General features: G+C 59.7%; 17 protein-coding genes. 14 read left to right on the top strand and 3 right to left on the bottom strand.

Annotated features, from left to right (window positions below):
* Window positions 1-5: 5 nt before the first annotated feature.
* Genes WCY31_RS10685 through WCY31_RS10675 form a run of 3 tightly spaced genes read left to right on the top strand, consistent with a single transcriptional unit; the run spans window position 6 to window position 2,595 of the window.
* Window positions 6-1,391, top strand: a complete 1,386-nt coding sequence (locus tag WCY31_RS10685; RefSeq protein ID WP_345972367.1) for a DNA recombination protein RmuC — start codon at window positions 6-8, stop codon at window positions 1,389-1,391.
* On the top strand, window positions 1,388-2,374 hold the full coding sequence (locus tag WCY31_RS10680; protein WP_345972366.1) for a HAMP domain-containing sensor histidine kinase: 987 nt from the start codon (window positions 1,388-1,390) through the stop codon (window positions 2,372-2,374). The genes WCY31_RS10685 and WCY31_RS10680 overlap by 4 nt, the downstream gene beginning before the upstream one ends.
* Window positions 2,371-2,595: a hypothetical protein gene (locus WCY31_RS10675; protein WP_345969795.1), complete on the top strand. Its 225-nt coding sequence runs from the start codon at window positions 2,371-2,373 to the stop codon at window positions 2,593-2,595. The genes WCY31_RS10680 and WCY31_RS10675 overlap by 4 nt, the downstream gene beginning before the upstream one ends.
* Here the strand turns inward: WCY31_RS10675 and WCY31_RS10670 are convergent.
* On the bottom strand, window positions 2,564-3,118 hold the full coding sequence (locus tag WCY31_RS10670) for a CDP-alcohol phosphatidyltransferase family protein (protein WP_345969794.1): 555 nt from the start codon (window positions 3,116-3,118) through the stop codon (window positions 2,564-2,566). The two genes, WCY31_RS10675 and WCY31_RS10670, sit on opposite strands and share 32 nt — an antisense overlap.
* 143 nt (window positions 3,119-3,261) lie before the next feature.
* Here WCY31_RS10670 and WCY31_RS10665 point away from each other — a divergent pair, with 143 nt between their 5' ends.
* Genes WCY31_RS10665 through WCY31_RS10650 form a run of 4 tightly spaced genes read left to right on the top strand, consistent with a single transcriptional unit; the run spans window position 3,262 to window position 7,635 of the window.
* A complete protein-coding gene (locus WCY31_RS10665; RefSeq protein ID WP_231019093.1) occupies window positions 3,262-3,489 on the top strand; it encodes a FeoA family protein in 228 nt (75 codons plus the stop codon).
* Window positions 3,482-5,644 carry a ferrous iron transport protein B gene (feoB, locus tag WCY31_RS10660; RefSeq protein ID WP_345972365.1) on the top strand — a complete coding sequence of 721 codons (2,163 nt, stop codon included), beginning with the start codon at window positions 3,482-3,484 and terminating at the stop codon, window positions 5,642-5,644. The genes WCY31_RS10665 and feoB overlap by 8 nt, the downstream gene beginning before the upstream one ends.
* Before the next feature lie 45 nt (window positions 5,645-5,689).
* Window positions 5,690-6,358: a response regulator transcription factor gene (locus tag WCY31_RS10655; RefSeq protein ID WP_231019090.1), complete on the top strand. Its 669-nt coding sequence runs from the start codon at window positions 5,690-5,692 to the stop codon at window positions 6,356-6,358.
* Window positions 6,355-7,635, top strand: a complete 1,281-nt coding sequence (locus WCY31_RS10650) for an ArsS family sensor histidine kinase (RefSeq protein ID WP_345972363.1) — start codon at window positions 6,355-6,357, stop codon at window positions 7,633-7,635. The genes WCY31_RS10655 and WCY31_RS10650 overlap by 4 nt, the downstream gene beginning before the upstream one ends.
* Here the strand turns inward: WCY31_RS10650 and WCY31_RS10645 are convergent.
* Window positions 7,630-8,010, bottom strand: coding sequence for a hypothetical protein (locus tag WCY31_RS10645; RefSeq protein ID WP_345972362.1), 381 nt, complete (start codon window positions 8,008-8,010; stop codon window positions 7,630-7,632). The two genes, WCY31_RS10650 and WCY31_RS10645, sit on opposite strands and share 6 nt — an antisense overlap.
* Window positions 8,011-8,084: 74 nt before the next feature.
* Here WCY31_RS10645 and surE point away from each other — a divergent pair, with 74 nt between their 5' ends.
* Genes surE through WCY31_RS10625 form a run of 4 tightly spaced genes read left to right on the top strand, consistent with a single transcriptional unit; the run spans window position 8,085 to window position 11,754 of the window.
* A complete protein-coding gene (surE, locus tag WCY31_RS10640) occupies window positions 8,085-8,858 on the top strand; it encodes a 5'/3'-nucleotidase SurE (RefSeq protein WP_345972360.1) in 774 nt (257 codons plus the stop codon).
* Window positions 8,859-8,860: 2 nt separating this feature from the next.
* Entirely contained in the window at window positions 8,861-9,502 is a 642-nt protein-coding gene (locus WCY31_RS10635) for a tRNA threonylcarbamoyladenosine dehydratase (protein ID WP_345972359.1), read from the top strand.
* Window positions 9,499-10,788, top strand: a complete 1,290-nt coding sequence (locus WCY31_RS10630) for a thioredoxin-like domain-containing protein (RefSeq protein WP_345972358.1) — start codon at window positions 9,499-9,501, stop codon at window positions 10,786-10,788. The genes WCY31_RS10635 and WCY31_RS10630 overlap by 4 nt, the downstream gene beginning before the upstream one ends.
* Window positions 10,789-10,806: 18 nt before the next feature.
* On the top strand, window positions 10,807-11,754 hold the full coding sequence (locus WCY31_RS10625) for an AEC family transporter (protein ID WP_345972357.1): 948 nt from the start codon (window positions 10,807-10,809) through the stop codon (window positions 11,752-11,754).
* Between the two features lie 54 nt (window positions 11,755-11,808).
* On the opposite strand, the gene WCY31_RS10620 is transcribed toward WCY31_RS10625, so the two are convergent.
* On the bottom strand, window positions 11,809-13,158 hold the full coding sequence (locus tag WCY31_RS10620) for an FAD-dependent oxidoreductase (protein WP_345972356.1): 1,350 nt from the start codon (window positions 13,156-13,158) through the stop codon (window positions 11,809-11,811).
* Window positions 13,159-13,350: 192 nt separating this feature from the next.
* On the opposite strand from WCY31_RS10620, the gene greA reads away from it, so the two are divergent.
* The 3 genes from greA to WCY31_RS10605 are packed head-to-tail and all read left to right on the top strand — an operon-like array spanning window position 13,351 to window position 15,566.
* On the top strand, window positions 13,351-13,833 hold the full coding sequence (gene greA / locus WCY31_RS10615; protein ID WP_231021239.1) for a transcription elongation factor GreA: 483 nt from the start codon (window positions 13,351-13,353) through the stop codon (window positions 13,831-13,833).
* Complete coding sequence (gene argC / locus WCY31_RS10610) at window positions 13,826-14,833, top strand: N-acetyl-gamma-glutamyl-phosphate reductase (RefSeq protein ID WP_345973781.1); 1,008 nt, start codon at window positions 13,826-13,828, stop codon at window positions 14,831-14,833. The genes greA and argC overlap by 8 nt, the downstream gene beginning before the upstream one ends.
* Window positions 14,823-15,566, top strand: coding sequence for a UDP-2,3-diacylglucosamine diphosphatase (locus WCY31_RS10605; protein WP_345972355.1), 744 nt, complete (start codon window positions 14,823-14,825; stop codon window positions 15,564-15,566). The genes argC and WCY31_RS10605 overlap by 11 nt, the downstream gene beginning before the upstream one ends.
* Window positions 15,567-15,569 lie beyond the last annotated feature (3 nt).

The following is a 15,569-nucleotide window of genomic DNA, read 5'->3' as shown; positions in this document are numbered from 1 at the left end:
AGCGCATGCCCGTGGATACTATGACCCCTTACCAGATTGTTCCTCTCGTGATAGCCCTGCTGCTGGCGGCTGCGGCGCTGTACATGCTGCTGCTTCTGCGCCGGCGGGGGGCGGCCCTGGAGGCGGCGCGGGAGGCCGCCGAAGCGCAGCAGGCGGTGCTTCAGCAGCGCGACCAGGAGCTTATCCGGCTGAACGATACGCTGGCGTGGCGCGCGAAAGAGGAGGCGCGGCTTCAGGGCAGCGTGGAAGCGGGGACGCTGCAGTTCGAAAACGCCCGGCAGGCCCACCAGCGCCTGGAACGCGATTTTGCGGTGCTGCAGACCCGCTACGAGGAGGCGCAGAAGCAGCATACGGAGCAGCTCCGCCTGCTCGATGAGGCGAAGCAGGCGCTCGGCGCACAGTTCGAAGGGCTGGCGCATAAGATCTTCGAACAGAAGGCGAAGACCTTTGACGCCGCGAATCAGCAGCAGCTGCAGCTTTTGCTCAAACCCTTCCGCGAACAGATCGACGCTTTCTCCAAGCAGACACAAAGCCAATATGTCGAAGAGAGCAAGGAACGCCACCTGCTCAAAAGCGAGATCGAACGACTCAAGGTGCTTAACGAACGGATCGCCGAGGATGCGCTCAATCTGACAAACGCCCTCAAGGGGGAGACGAAGACCCAGGGGAACTGGGGGGAGATCGTGCTGGAGCGGGTGCTGGAGAGCTCGGGGCTTCGTCCGGGCCACGAGTACGAGACCCAGGGCACCTACAAGGACGAAAAGGGGAATATGCTGCGTCCCGACGTCGTCGTGTTCCTCCCCCAGGAGCGCTGCGTCATCATCGACTCCAAGGTCTCCCTTGTCGCCTACGAACAGTTTATGAGCAGCGACGACTCCGAGCAGAAAGCCAAAGCGCTCCGCCAGCATCTGGTCTCGATCAATGCCCATATCAAAGGGCTCTCCGAAAAGCGTTACGAAAACCTGCCGGGGATGCGGACGCTGGATTTCGTCCTGCTTTTCATGCCGATCGAGGGGGCGTTCCACCTGGCCCTGCAGAACGACAGCGGGCTCTTTAAAAAAGCGTACGATGCCCGTATCATCATCGTCAGCCCATCGACCCTGCTGGCGACGCTGCGCACCATCGAGAATATCTGGCGGACCGAGCAGCAGCAGCAAAACGCCGCGGAGATTGCGCGGCAGGCGGAAGCGCTGTATGACAAGTTCGTCGGATTCGTCGAGGACATGGAGCGCATCGGCGACCAGCTCGGCAAAACCCAGGGACAGTGGGAGGCGGCGATGAACAAGCTCTCCAGCGGGAAGGGGAACCTGATCCGCCGCGCAGAACAGATGAAGAAGCTCGGGCTCAGTCCGAAAAAAGCACTGCCGGGCAAGGATGAGGGGACGGAATGAAACGCGACGGAGTGCTCCCCTGGCTGATTGCGACGATCCCTGTGCTCTTCGCCTTCATTGCTGAGAGCATTCTCTATACGCTGTATGATGGCGACCCGCAGCAGGATACCTTGATCGTCGGCACTGCCTTTGTCACCCTGACGGTCCTACTCTCCATTCTTTTTTCCGGCTATTGGGGGTACACGCTGCTGTTGCGCTACCGTGAGCAGGTGCGCCTTCGCGACAACGCGCTGCAGGAGTTCAATGCGACGGTAGATGCCAGGGTAGAGGATGCGGTGGAGGGGCAGCGCCGCAGCGACCGCCTGGGGATGCAGCGTTCGCTGACGAATGCCATGGACGAGACGGTCGGACTGGTCGCAAGCCGTTGGCGAGAGCCGCTGCAACGGCTCGCCACGCTCCCGGAAAAAGGTGGCGACCGGTCGGAGCAGGCGGAAGCCGCGGCACTGATCGCGACATCAATGCTCGAAAGCCTGGGGGAGTGGCAGGAGTTCTTCCGCCCCGATACCGTCCGCGAAGCCGTGGATCTCTCCGAAGCCGTGCAGAGCGCGCTCTCCCTGCTGGCGCTCGAATTGGCTGAAACGGATATCCGGGTCGAGACGCGCCTGGAGTGCTCGATGACCCTCTCTCTCTACCGGAACGAGATTATCCGGGTATTGATCAGCCTGCTTCATAATGCGAAGGAGGCCCTGGTCGAACGGCGGATCGCACTGCCGCGCATCGAGATCGAGTGCTATGAAACGGGGCAGTTCGTCGTCATCCGCCTCTGTGACAATGCCGGCGGGGTGGCGGCGGACATCGCCGACCGGATCTTCGAACCCTACTTTTCGACCAAGGGCGACAACCGTGCCGCCGGCCTCGGGCTCTACATGGCCCGCAACATCGTCGAGGAGCATTGCAACGGCGAGCTGAGCTTTGACAATATCGAACAAGGCGCCTGCTTTTACCTGAAAATCGGCAAACACCAGACGGAGGAAGAGGAATGAGCAGCCTGCGCCTGCTGACCTGTTTTGTCAAAGAGACGCGCTGGGTGCCGACCCGGCGTGAGGATGCGCTGCGGATCATCAGCGAGGAGATGGGCGGCGCGGACCCGGAAGGGATCCTCGCGTATGTGCTGGAGGCGACGAAAGAGGGGAAGACGGTGACGGTAGGCGAGTGCCGCTTCCGGCAGGAGGCTACGGGTGGGGGACCTTCACCGTCGAGTTGAGCAGCCATCCGATCAGGACCATCGCCCCCATGACGATGTAGGCGTTGGTAAAGCCATAGGCGGCGGTGAGATAGGCCAGCCAGAGCAAAATGGCGCCGAGCGGGGTCGGGACGCCGGTAAAGTATTTTTCGACGCTTCCCTCTTCGGCGTTGATGTTGAACTGGATCAGGCGGCGCAGGCCGCTGACGACGTAGTAGATGCTGACGGCACCTGAGAGCAGCAACAGTGCGCCGTCCAGTCCCGTGTACACCGCCTGAAAGATCAGAAAGACGGGTACCAGCACAAAGGAGAGGAAGTCGGCGAAGGAGTCGAGCTGGATACCGAACTCGTTCGAGAGGGCATATTTACGCGCGATTTTACCGTCGAAAATATCAAAGGCCCCGCCGATCCAGGCAAAGATGATCGCGGTAAAAAAGTTGTTCTGGCTGATGAAATAGACGGCCAGGAGTCCGCTGGCGATATTGACCATCGTAAAGAGGTTGGCCAGATTGAAATGGTTGTCAGCACGGTAAAGAAATTTCATGGCGGCATTATAACAGACGAAGCGGAAAAATCGGTGGCGGGGCAGGTATAATACGGCCAATGGATTAGCAGCGCTAATTTAGTCTAAATTAATTTGATTTTTATTATCATTTAGAAACCAATCAGGATGGGACTCGGGTAACAGTGAAATTGACAGAGTGTATGAAAGGGTGCAGTGCCACCATTGTAAAGCTGCATGCGCAGGGGCCTCTGAAGCAGCGTCTCGTCTCCTTCGGGGTCATGAAAGGGGCCCGGGTGGAGCTGATGGGTTTCGCGCCTGCCAAAAGCACCGTTGAGATCAAGATAGGGCGCATGCGCCTTGCCCTGCGTAAAGAGGAAGCCGAACTGATCGAGGTCACTGCCGATGCCTAACACCGTCCCCGTCTGTCCCGTTACCGAAAAACATATCCGCATCGCCCTCGTCGGCCAGCCCAACGTCGGCAAGAGTATGCTGATCAACGCCATCAGCGACGCCCGCCTGCACGTGGGCAATTTCAGCGGGGTCACGGTTGAAAAATCCGAGGTCTTTTTCGACTACAAGGATTACCACTTCACCATCGTGGACCTGCCGGGCACCTACGCTTTTACCGACTACTCCATCGAAGAGCGCGTGACCCACGACTTTTTGTGCAACGAAGAGTATGACCTGATGATCAACGTCGTCGACTCGACGAACCTGGAGAAAAACCTGCAGCTCACCGCCGAGCTGATGACGATGAACAAGAAGATGGTGCTGGCGCTCAATATGAGCGACGAGGCGGACCGGGAGGGGATCCGGATCGACTACGACTACCTCTCGACACTGCTCGGCCTCACCGCGGTACGGGTCTCCGCAGCGGCCAAGATGGGGATCGAGACACTGATCGAAGCGGTGATTGCGACCCATGAGACCTCCTACCAGGAGCCGAAGCTGATCTTCTCCCAGGCCGTGGAAGAGGAGATCGATATCATCGCCTCCTACCTCGACGAGCACCGCTTTAAGGCGGCGATCTCCAACCGCAACATCGCGATCAACCTGCTCCAGAATGAGAAGAAGACCTACCGTACCCTGCATGACCTGCCGCTCTGGACGGAGCTGCAGCCGCTGCTCATTGAAGCGGACAAGCACATCGAGACCCACCATGATACGGATGACGTTAAAGAGGTTTTCGCCGAGGAGTATGCCGCGTTCATCCGGGGGGTTATCACGGAAACGGTCCGCCAGACCGAACAGCCCATCGAGAAGAAGAGCCTCACCGAGCGGGTGGACGACCTCCTTATCCACCCTGTGCTGGGTATCCCGATCTTTCTCTTCCTGATGTGGGGGCTCTTCCAGCTTACTTTCGAGATCGGCAATATCCCGATGGAGTGGATCGACGCCTTCTTCGGCTGGTTCGGTGAAACGGTGGGCGCGACGATCCCCAACGCGGATATCCGCTCCCTTGTCGTCGACGGCGTCATCGCCGGGGTCGGGGCCGTGGTCCTCTTTACCCCGAATATCATCATCCTTTTTATCGGGATCGCCCTGCTCGAATCGACGGGGTATATGTCGCGGGTCGCGTTCCTGCTTGACGGCGTCTTCCACAAATTCGGCCTTCATGGGCAGTCCTTCATTCCGCTGGTGACGGGGTTCGGCTGCTCCATCCCGGCCTATATGTCGGCGCGGATCCTGAAAAACGACAGCGACCGTCTGCTGACGCTCTTTATCATCGGCTTCATGAGCTGCGGCGCACGTCTGCCGGTCTACGTGCTCTTTACGGGGGCCTTCTTCGCGCCAAGCATCGCAGGCAACGTCCTTTTCGCCATCTACATCGCCGGGGCGATGATCGGATTGGTCGCGGCGAAGGTCCTCAAGCTGACAGCCTTCCGCGGCCAGGATGAACCCTTTGTCATGGAGATGCCGAAATACCGCCTGCCGTCGGTCAAGCTTATCTGGCACACGGTGCTGACCAAGACGCTGATGTACCTGCGCAAAGCGGGGACTTTCATCGCCGGGGCATCGATGCTGGTCTGGTTTTTAAGCAGCTACCCCCACTCGCATGAGATCGAGGCGGCTTACAGCGCGAAGATCGAACAGGCCGTCAACACGACCGAAGCGTCCCACCTCACCGTCGAAGCGGATGCGGCCCAGCTCGAACAGAGCTACCTGGGACGCATCGGCAAGGCGATCGAGCCGTTCTTTACCCCGATCGGACTGGACTGGAAAATGGCCATCGCCCTGCAGACGGGACTGGCGGCCAAAGAGGTCGTCGTTTCGACCCTCGGCGTTCTTTACGCCGTCGGCGAAGGGGTGACGGAAACGGACAAGACCCTCATCAGCGCCATCCGCGCGCATATCCCCTTCGCGTCGGCCGTCGCCTTCATCGTCGTGATCATGCTCTACCTCCCCTGCCTTGCGGCTTCGGTCGTCTTTACCCGGGAAGCGGGCGGGATCAAATATTTCATCTATCTTTTCCTCTTTACGACGGCGACGGCCTATACGCTTGCCTTTGTCGCCTACCATCTCACCCTCATGCTGACGGGGGCCGAGGCCCTGCTGCCGCACTAGGGGACCGTTAGCTAAAAGTTAATGCTGCTGGGATAAAATGCTCGCATGAAAAAGATACTGATGATTGAAGACGATCTCGAGCTTGCGGAGATCCTGACCGAGTACCTTGAGCAGTTCGGGTACGAGATCGAAACGGAGGACGATCCCTTCAAAGCGCTGAGCATTCTCAAACTCAAACCCTACGATCTGGTCATCCTCGACCTGACCCTGCCGGGGATGGACGGGCTTGAGGTCTGCGAAGCGATCCGCGAACGCCAGGACATTCCCATCATCATCTCCTCGGCCCGCTCGGATGTCACCGACAAGGTTAACGCCCTGGAGCTGGGTGCCGATGACTACCTCCCCAAACCCTACGACCCACGCGAACTCGAAGCCCGCATCAGTTCGGTGCTGCGCCGGTACGCCGCGAAAACGGAAGCCAAACAGGCCCAGGAGCACCACAGCGACTTCAAACTCGATGAAGGGGCGATGCAGATCAGCTACAAGGGGCGTGCGCTGGATCTGACCAACGCGGAGTACGGCATCCTCGCCTTCATGATCAAAAAAGAGGGGATGGTCGTCTCCCGCGAAGATATCATCCTCAACGTCAACGCGATCAACGAAGACTCCTCGAACAAGAGCATCGATGTCATGGTCGGACGGATCCGCAACAAGCTCGGCGACAAATCCCTGATCGAATCGGTGCGGGGCATCGGCTACAAGCTTATCAAATGAGGCGCAATGCCGTCTTACTGACGATCCTCTTTGCCTTTGCGGTGACGCTGATCAGTGTCACCTTCGTCTTTTGGGAATTCTACAAGAACAACCGCGCCCAGTACATCGACAACATTTTCAACAAGTACACCGTCATCACGCAGATCTACCGCGAGCATATGATGAAGCATACCTCCGAAGCGATCCTGGAGGCGAACCTCGCCGTCTACGGGTTGTCGAACATTCAGGGGGACGCGGCGGTCCGGGCCGTTTTCGACAAAGCCGATATTCTCAAACGCGTCGGGTTCCAGGAGGTGGTGCGCACCATGCACTTCTCCAACGAGGCGATGCACGCCCTCGACCGGGTCAGCGACCTGCGGGCGACAATGCTGGAGTCGGAGGGGAAGATCTACTTTTTCCTGGAGACCCCCCAGGGGAGGTTCCTGCTGCTGGATGAACAGCTCCGCCCCTATTTCCCGACCCATCTGCTCAGCGCCTATCTGACGATCGTCTTCGTCATCGCCTGGGCGGTCTTCATTATCTGGCGCCGGATCCGTCCTCTGCGCATCCTGACAAAGCGGGTGATCCGTTACGCCGGCGGCGACAGGGACGTCGTGTTCGAAATGAGAGGGGGTAACGAGATCGCGATCCTCGCCAACGAGCTCGAGCAGGCGCGCAAGAACATCAATACCCTGATCGAATCCCGGACCCTCTTTCTGCGCAACGTGATGCATGAACTCAAAACGCCTATCGCCAAGGGTCGGATCTCCGCGGAGCTGCTCGCCGAACCCAAGCAGAAAGCGCGATTCAACAATATCTTCCTGCGCCTCGAGCAGCTCATCAACGAGTTCGCGATGATCGAGGAGGCTTCTTCGGGCTTCGGCAACAAGCACATCGGGACCTACCGGCTGGTGGACCTGATCGACGAGGCGATCGACCAGTCCATGCTGGAGCCGGAGATGATCAGCGTCGACGTCGACAGCAGCGAGCGGATGGCCTGCGATTTCACGATGATGGCGACGGTCATCAAAAATATGATCGACAACGGCGTGAAGTATTCGCCGGACAAACGGGTGGCGATAAGCATGGAGGGCAAAGAACTCGTCTTCGAAAACAGAGGGGAGAAGCTGCGCCACCCGCTGCGCTATTACGTGGAGCCTTTTACGAAGGAGCACCCGGCGCGCAACAGCTTCGGGCTGGGGCTCTACCTGGTGGATGCGATCCTGCACGCCCACGATCTGCAGCTGGCCTACGCCTACGACGAGGGGGTCAACCGCTTCTATATCACCGCGCTATGAGAGGTTATGCACCTCGCGCAGGGGTTTCGTCTTGCGCTCCTTCGTCCGGACGAGGCTTTTGTGGGTTCGGTGGTAGCGGAACATCTTATAGAAGATGACCGTCAGGGCGACGGCGGCGCAGACCTCGTACCCGATCGCCCAGACGGCGGCGAACATGGCGATATCGAGGGAGAAGAAGTTGTTGAAACTCCCCTTGGCGATAAAGATAAACAGAAAGAGCAGCCCGGCGACGTAGGGGATCGTGATAAAATAGAGTCCGAGAAAGAGGTATTCATACCCCTCCGGCATGGGAAAGACCTTGGTGAGGTCGACTTCTTGTTTTGCAAAAGATTTCGGGACGTGTATATCCCCGTTATGCTGTTGTGTCATAGGCATGGGACGGACTCCGATCTCAGAATAAAATCAAGTTATACAAAATAATAATATCACAACCCATAAGGAAAAACAACGTGAAGCAAATTCTGGTCACCAATGACGACGGCTATGAATCGGAAGGGCTGCTGGCGCTGGTGGAAGCACTCCGGCCCCACGGCCAGGTGACAGTTGTCGCGCCTTCGAGCGAGAAATCGGCCTGCGGCCACTCCCTGACCCTGTCGCACCCGCTCAGTTTTATCAGCGTCGGCGACGATTTTTTTAAGCTCGACGACGGGACGCCGAGCGACTGCATCTACCTGGCCCTGCACTCGATGTTCGAGGGGCGCAAACCGGACCTTGTCGTCAGCGGCATCAACAAAGGCTCGAACATGGGCGAGGACATTACCTACTCCGGCACGGCGGCCGGGGCGATGGAGGCGGTGCTTCACGGGGTCCCGGCCATCGCCGTCTCGCAAGTGATGGATTTTGAGAAACCTCTGCCGGACTTTGCGTTGGCGAAGGAGACTATTTCTGACCTTGTGGAAAAGATCTTCGCGTCCGAATTCCCCCTGCCGCCGCGCCAGTTCCTTAACGTTAATATCCCGCCGGAGGTGACGGAGGCCGCGACGAAAGTGACCTACGCGGGCCACCGCTTCTACGCGAACGACGCCCACCTGCACCGCAACCCCCGGGGTAAGGAGTACTACTGGCTGGGGCTGCACCCCCTGGAGTATAGAGCGAGAGAGGGGCGCGAAGAGCTCTGCGACTTCGAAGCGGTGATGCGGGGGCACATCTCCGTCTCGCCGATCATGCTGGACCTGAGCGCCTACGCCTCCATGCGGACGCTCGATGATTGGCTGGGAGTCTGACCGTGCGCTATGAACGTTCCCGCATGCTCCTGGGAGAGGATTTTGAGAAGCTGCAGGGAGCAAAACTGCTGCTGCTGGGCGTCGGCGGTGTCGGCAGCTTCTGCCTGGACTGCCTGATCCGTTCGGGGGTGAATGACATCACCATCGTCGATTTCGACACCTATGACGAGAGCAACCAGAACCGCCAGCTCTGGAGCGAACACCACCTCGGCGAGTCGAAAGTCCAGGCGCTGCAGGCCCACTATCCTCAGATCGCCGTGATCGAAACGCGCATCGACGAGGCGTGGGTGGAAGCCTTCGACTTCGAGCCTTACGACCTTGTGCTCGACGCCATCGACGATACGAAGGCCAAACTGGCCCTGGCGCAGAAGTGCTACAAGAAGCTGATCAGCGCGACGGGCTCCGCGAAACGGCTGGACCCCACGAAAATCGAGGTGGGGACCATCTGGACGGCCCACGGCGACCGCTTTGCCTCCAAGCTGCGCTACGAGCTCAAAAAGCGCCGTTTCAGCAAGAAATACCCCGTCATCTTCAGCAGCGAACCGCCGCGGGTGAAGGTCAAGGGGAGTTTCATGGGGGTGACCGCCGCCTTCGGTCTGACCATGTGCTCGCTGGCGGTACGGCGGCTCATCGGTTCAAAATGAGTGTCCGCGCCCCCGAGCTCGACCGCGGCGAGTGGATCGCCGGCGGGCCGCACCTGCTGCGCGAGCTGCGTCCCCGGGCCGTCCTGCTCGACTTTTTCACCTTCGGCTGCATCAACTGCATGAACAACCTCCCGATGCTCATACGGCTGCAGGCCCGTTACGGCGACACTTTGCAGGTCATCGGGGTGCACAGCGGAAAATTCGCCCATGAGAAAGATGCCGAAGCCATCCGTGCCGCCGTCGCGCGGCTGGGGATCAGCTACCCCGTCCTGAACGACCCGGAGGGTGCTCTGGTCGATCAATACGCGGTCAAGGCGTGGCCGACGATGGTACTGGTCAATGCGGAGGGGTATATTGCGGCGACGTTCCGGGGGGAGGCGCAGGGCGTCGCCATCGACCTGGCGCTTCGGAAGCTGGGCCTGCTCCCGCGGGAGTGCGCGGCCGAAAGTCCGGCGCTGCCGGGCCCGCTGCGCTTTCCCGAAGCCGTGTTGGTACGGTGTGAACAAACGTTCATAGCCAACAGCGGGGGCGGGGATGTGCGCGAATACAACGCGGCCGGGCAGCTTGTCCGCCGGTTTACCCCCTTTCGGACCCCCGCGGCACTGGCCCTCTCGGAGGGGATGCTCTATATCGCCGACCGCGCCGGCGGCAGCGTCTGCCGCATCGATCTGCGCACCGAGGAACGAACGGTCCTGTTCGAGCAGCTGCGCTCCCCCTCGGCCCTGCTTGTGGAAGAGAAGACGATCACGATCGCCGAGGCGGGGGCGCACACCGTCACGGTCTACGACAAAGAGACGCTGCAGCCGCTTCAGACCTTCGGCAACCGTTTCGAGGCGCTGCGTGACGGGGCGGGGGAGGCGGCGCAGCTGGCCCAGCCGATGGGCCTGACGCGCTGCGACGACGGTACGCTCTGGTTCGTCGACGCGGAGAGCTCCGCCCTGCGTTCTATCGAGAACGGTCACGTGCAGACTGCTGTGGGTGAGGGACTGTTCATTTGGGGGGATTCGGACAGCGATCCGATCTTGCTGCAGCACCCCCAGGGCATCGCCTGCGGACGGATCGGGGACGGCTGCGGCGGCGGGCGCCTCTTCATCGCCGATACCTATAACGGCAAGCTCAAGGTCTATGACCCTCAAAGCGGCCGGATGATGACACTGATGGCCGATCTGAACGAACCCGCAGGATTGTGCAAGCAGGGGTGCAGCCTCTATATCGCCGAGAGCGGGGCGCATCGCGTCATCAGGTACGATCTGTCGGCCATGTCTTTCGAGACCTATATCGCCTGAGGCACGCGGAGGGGCATCATGGATATTTATGTGCACACGTTGAGCTCGATGCTGGTGCTCACCTGTATCATTCTGCTCGTCGCTTACTTGCGCCGTTCGGGCATGTTTAGCCCCGATCACGGCACGCTGTTCGCCTCCCTCATCACGCAACTGACCCTGCCGGCTCTGATCTTTTATGCACTTTCGCATGCCGCGTTGGAATGGAAATATCTGCTCGTCACGGGACTGATGATGGCGGGGGAAATGCTTCTTTTCATGCTGGCGTGGGGTGTCAGCAGCGTGATGGGCCTTTCCGCGCCGAAAACGGGCAGTTTTATCCTTGCGGCCGTTTTCGGCAGTTCTACACTCCTGGGGTATGCATTGGTGGCGGAGCTTTTTGGGAAAAACGCGGAGGCGATGGCCGAAGCGTCGCTGGTCTCGGAACTGGGGGTGGGATTGCCGCTGTTCACGCTGGGAGCGATGATCGCCATGCACTACGGCGGCAAAAAAGCGTCGGGATCCGGCGGGGCCGGGGCGCTGGCCTTTTTCCGCTCGCCGATCTTTATCGCCATTGCAGCGGGCAGCGCGTGGAGCGTTGCCGGATTGCCCGTGACCGGCATGGCGGTCTTGCCGCTCTTTGATGCGGTGCAGATTGTCGCCAAGGCCAATACGCTGCTAGTCACCCTGCTTGTTGGGGTCTCACTCGGCTTCGACCGCCTCAGGGAGATCGCCGGTATCGCTGCCGCCGTGCTTGTCCTGAAGCTGGTCGCCTCTCCCCTCCTTATCGCGCTGCCGGCCCACTATGTCGCGCTTGAAGCGTGGCAGCTCCAGGTGCTGGTCATTGAGTCCGCCATGCCTTCAGCCATGCTGAGCGTCGCCTTCGCCAAGCGCTACGGCTGCGACGTTGCGCTCGCCTCAAAGCTGGTGTTTGCCACCCTGCTCGGCAGCATGGTGACGGTGACGGTCATGATGCGTCTGCTGGGGTAGGGGGAAAGATACCCTCACCGATGTGGCGGCCGTTGGGGACCGTTTGCCTGAGCGTCAGCTCTTGGCGGCCCCGAACATATCGATGTAGCAGGCTTTAGCCCAGCCGTAGATGTTCTGGGCGTTCTCCAGCCCCTCTTTCCCTTTCCAGTGCTCATCGGTGACCGGGGTGGCGAACTCGAACTGCTTGTGTTTCGGGTTATAGGCGTACTCTGAGTGGATAAAGATACCGTGTTCGGGAAAGGCGGACACGGCGGAGATGCAGAGCGTCACCGGCGACATCCATTTGAGGGGGGCCTGTTTGTTGATCTTCGCGGCGAGCATTTTCGCGACGTTCTGCCCTTCGCTGAGCGAAGTGTTCCCCGATTTGGAGAAGCCCGTGGGGCGGGCGTCACCGGTGACGTAGATGTTGGGATGGCCGCGGACCTCGTAAGTCATCGGGTCGATATCCCCCTCGAGCCGGTTATAGACGGTGTCTTTGGCGACCCCGCACACCTCGAGAAGCCGACCGCCCCGGACATGGGGGTAGAAAGAGGCGTCGTCGAAGGCGAAGGTATCGAATTCCGTTTTGACCTGCTTCTTGTCAAGGTCGATCGCCTCGATGACGGCGTTGGGTTCGTAGACGATGTACTCCTTGTAGAGCTCCTCGAACGCCGTATGAAAACCGTGGGCTTTGATCGTGATGTCGTTGTTCTCGTCCAGCAGGAGCACCTTGCCCTTGATCCCATTGTGCTTGAAATAGTCCGCGATCAGGCAGGCGCGCTCGTAGGGGGCGGGCAGGCAGCGGTAGTTCCCGCCGGGGACGGTGAGGAGGAAGGTTCCCCCCTTGAAATTGTGGATCTTGCGCTTGAGCGTCATATGCTCCGAGCCGGGACGGAACGCCGCCGGGTACTCCTGGCGAAGGCGGTTCTCCACGGCAGGGTCATCGGTCCAGAAGGAGTAGTCGTAGTCGATGCCTGGGGCAAGGACCAGGTAGTCGTAGGCGATATCGCCCCGCGTCGTATGCAGCGTGTTGTTTGCTTTGTCCACGCCCGTCGCTGCCGCATGAAAGTAGGAGTAGCCGTGGTGCTGGGCCGCCTGGTAGTAGTCGTGGGTGATAAACTCCAGGTCGACCTTGTCCACCAGCCACATATTACTGACGGGGCAGGAGATGAAAACGTCGCGCTGCTCCACGAGCACGACCTCGGCCGTGGGGGCGAAAAGTTTGGTGTACTTTGCCATGCTGAGTCCCGACCAGCCGCCGCCGACAACGACGACACGGGGGCCTTTGGGGGTTGGCAGCGGGGCCTGGCTGTCGGCAGCGGTGGCTTTCGGGGTCGCTTCGGCGGCTTCAGCGGTACCGCCGACCGCCATAGCGGCTGCAAAGGTTCCTCCGAGTTTCAGGGCGTCTCTACGGGAAAGTTTCATGATAATAGCTCCGGTATATTGGGGTCGGGTAGGGACCGTTTGTTGGACGTTTTGGATACGCTTGAAAACAAAATAGTAGACAAAAAACGATTAACCTGCCGTTTCGTGCCGCGCGCTTGTTCTGGCAAGGGGGACCGATGTGCGCTATAATTCCTCTAAAAACGAGGAATGATTTTGAGCCAGCCACAACCGATGACCCGCTTCGGATACGAAAAACTGCAAGCGGAGCTGAACCATCTTAAAACGGTCGAACGCCCGGAGATCGTCAAGGCGATCGAAGAGGCCGTGGCGCTGGGGGACTTGAAGGAGAACGCGGAGTACCATGCCGCCAAGGAGCGCCAGGGGCAGATCGACGACCGTCTGGGCGAGCTGGCCGAGATGCTGGGCAATGCGCAGCTCGTCGACCCCTCTACCCTGGAACACAGCCGCGTCAGTTTCGGCTCGACGGTCGTGCTGTGCGATATGGAGACGGACGAGGAGATGACCTATACCATCGTCGGCGGCTGCGAAAGCAACCCCGAGCTGGGGCTGATCTCTTTTGCTTCCCCTCTGGCCAAGCAGCTGCTGGGCAAAGAGGAGGGCGACGAGCTCAAAGCCAAGCTGCCCGGCGGGACGAAAGAGTTCGAGGTCATCGAAGTCAAATACCAGGAGATCATCTTTGAGTGCCATGATTAACGTCGCCGTTATCGGGGCCAGCGGCTACACCGGCCTGGAACTGGTCAAAATTCTGGCCGGGCATCCCCGCTTTGAACTGGCATACGTGGCCACCAGCGAAGGGGGGATGCGTCTGACCGAGCTGCACCCGGCGATGCAGGGGATCTTTGAGTGCGATGTGCACAAAGCGGATGCCGCGGCCGTTGCCGCTTCCTGCGAGCTGGCGTTCCTCGCTCTGCCGCATATGACTGCGATGGGGTTCGTCAAAGAGCTGATGGCCCTGGGGGTCAAGGTCGTTGATCTCTCCGCGGATTACCGCCTGAAGCGCGAGACCTACGAGGCGCACTATGTGCCCCATATCGACCCTGAGAACCTTGAGCATGCCGTCTACGGCCTGCCCGAGCTCAACCGCGAGGCGATCAGATCCGCGCGGCTGGTCGCGAACCCGGGGTGCTACCCGACGGCATCGATTCTCGGCCTGCTCCCCTTTACGAAATACATTGATGAAGATTTTCCGGTGTTCATCGATGCAAAGAGCGGTGTGAGCGGTGCGGGCAAGAAGTGCACGACCAGTACCCATTTTGTCTCGATCAACGAGAATATCTTTGCGTACAAACCCTTCGAACACCGCCACGAACCGGAGATCCGTGAAAAGCTTCTCCTCGACAGCGGAAAAGATTTCGACATCAACTTTGTTCCGCACCTGATCCCGGCGACCCGCGGCGAGCTGATCGACGCCTATGCCCTGCTCAAAGAGGAGATCGATCCGATTGCTGTCCTGAAGGCGTATTATGCCGATGAACCCTTTGTGCGCATCTTTGAAAACCCGGTCGATATCAAAGCCTGTTCGGGGACGAATTTCTGCGACATCTACGCCAAAGTGCGCGGGAAGAAGCTCTATGTCAACAGCAGTGTGGACAACATCGTCCGCGGCTCCTCTTCCCAGGCCGTCGCCAACGCGAACCTGATGATGGGACTGGAAGAGAACACGGGCATCCCGATCATCGCCTATGTCCCGTGACCCCTATGAGATCCTGCCCGGCGCCCTGCTGATCAGCGACGCCCACTACTCCGAAACACGTCCGCAACTGCTCTCGCTTCTGCTGGCGGTGGATGCAGGCACCGTGAAGGTTCCGCAGCTGCTACTGATGGGGGATATCTTCGATCTGCTGTTCGGGCAGATCAAGGTGACCCATGCGATGAACGCCGAAGCCGTTGCCGTGCTGCAGCGCATCAGCCGGCGCATTCCCGTCCTCTACCTCGAAGGCAATCACGACTACAACCTTGCCGCGCTCTTCCCCGAAGCTACCGTCGTGCCGTTGTCGCGCCAGCCCTTTGCCTGCCGTTGCGAAGATCGTGCCGTGCTGTTGGCCCACGGCGATTTCAACCAGCCGCTCTCCTACCGGATCTATACGGCGCTGATCCGAAACGGTGCGGTGCTGCGTCTGCTGGGCGTCATCAACCGTCTGACCGGCAACGGGATCATCGCGAAGCTCGAGGCCTACCTGGACCGGAAGAACCACTGCCATACGATGACGGAGTACGAGGCGTTCGTGCGGGCCCATCTCGCCCCGCTGGCGCTGCGAGACGTCGATGTTTTCATTGAGGGGCACTACCACCAGGGGAAGAGTTTCGACGTGGAGGGCGTGCACTACTTCAATCCCGCCGCATTTGCCTGTAATCTTCGCTATGCTATCGTTAGGAACGAGCAAAACGGTTTTACCCTGCACGCGCAGGAGTGGAACGAGGGGTAGGAG

Origin of the sequence: Sulfurimonas sp. HSL3-1, assembly GCF_039645995.1 — a bacterium.
GTDB lineage: Bacteria > Campylobacterota > Campylobacteria > Campylobacterales > Sulfurimonadaceae > Thiomicrolovo > Thiomicrolovo diazotrophicus.
Note: the sequence above shows the minus strand (reverse complement) of the source record. Positions and strands in the feature narration are given on the sequence as shown.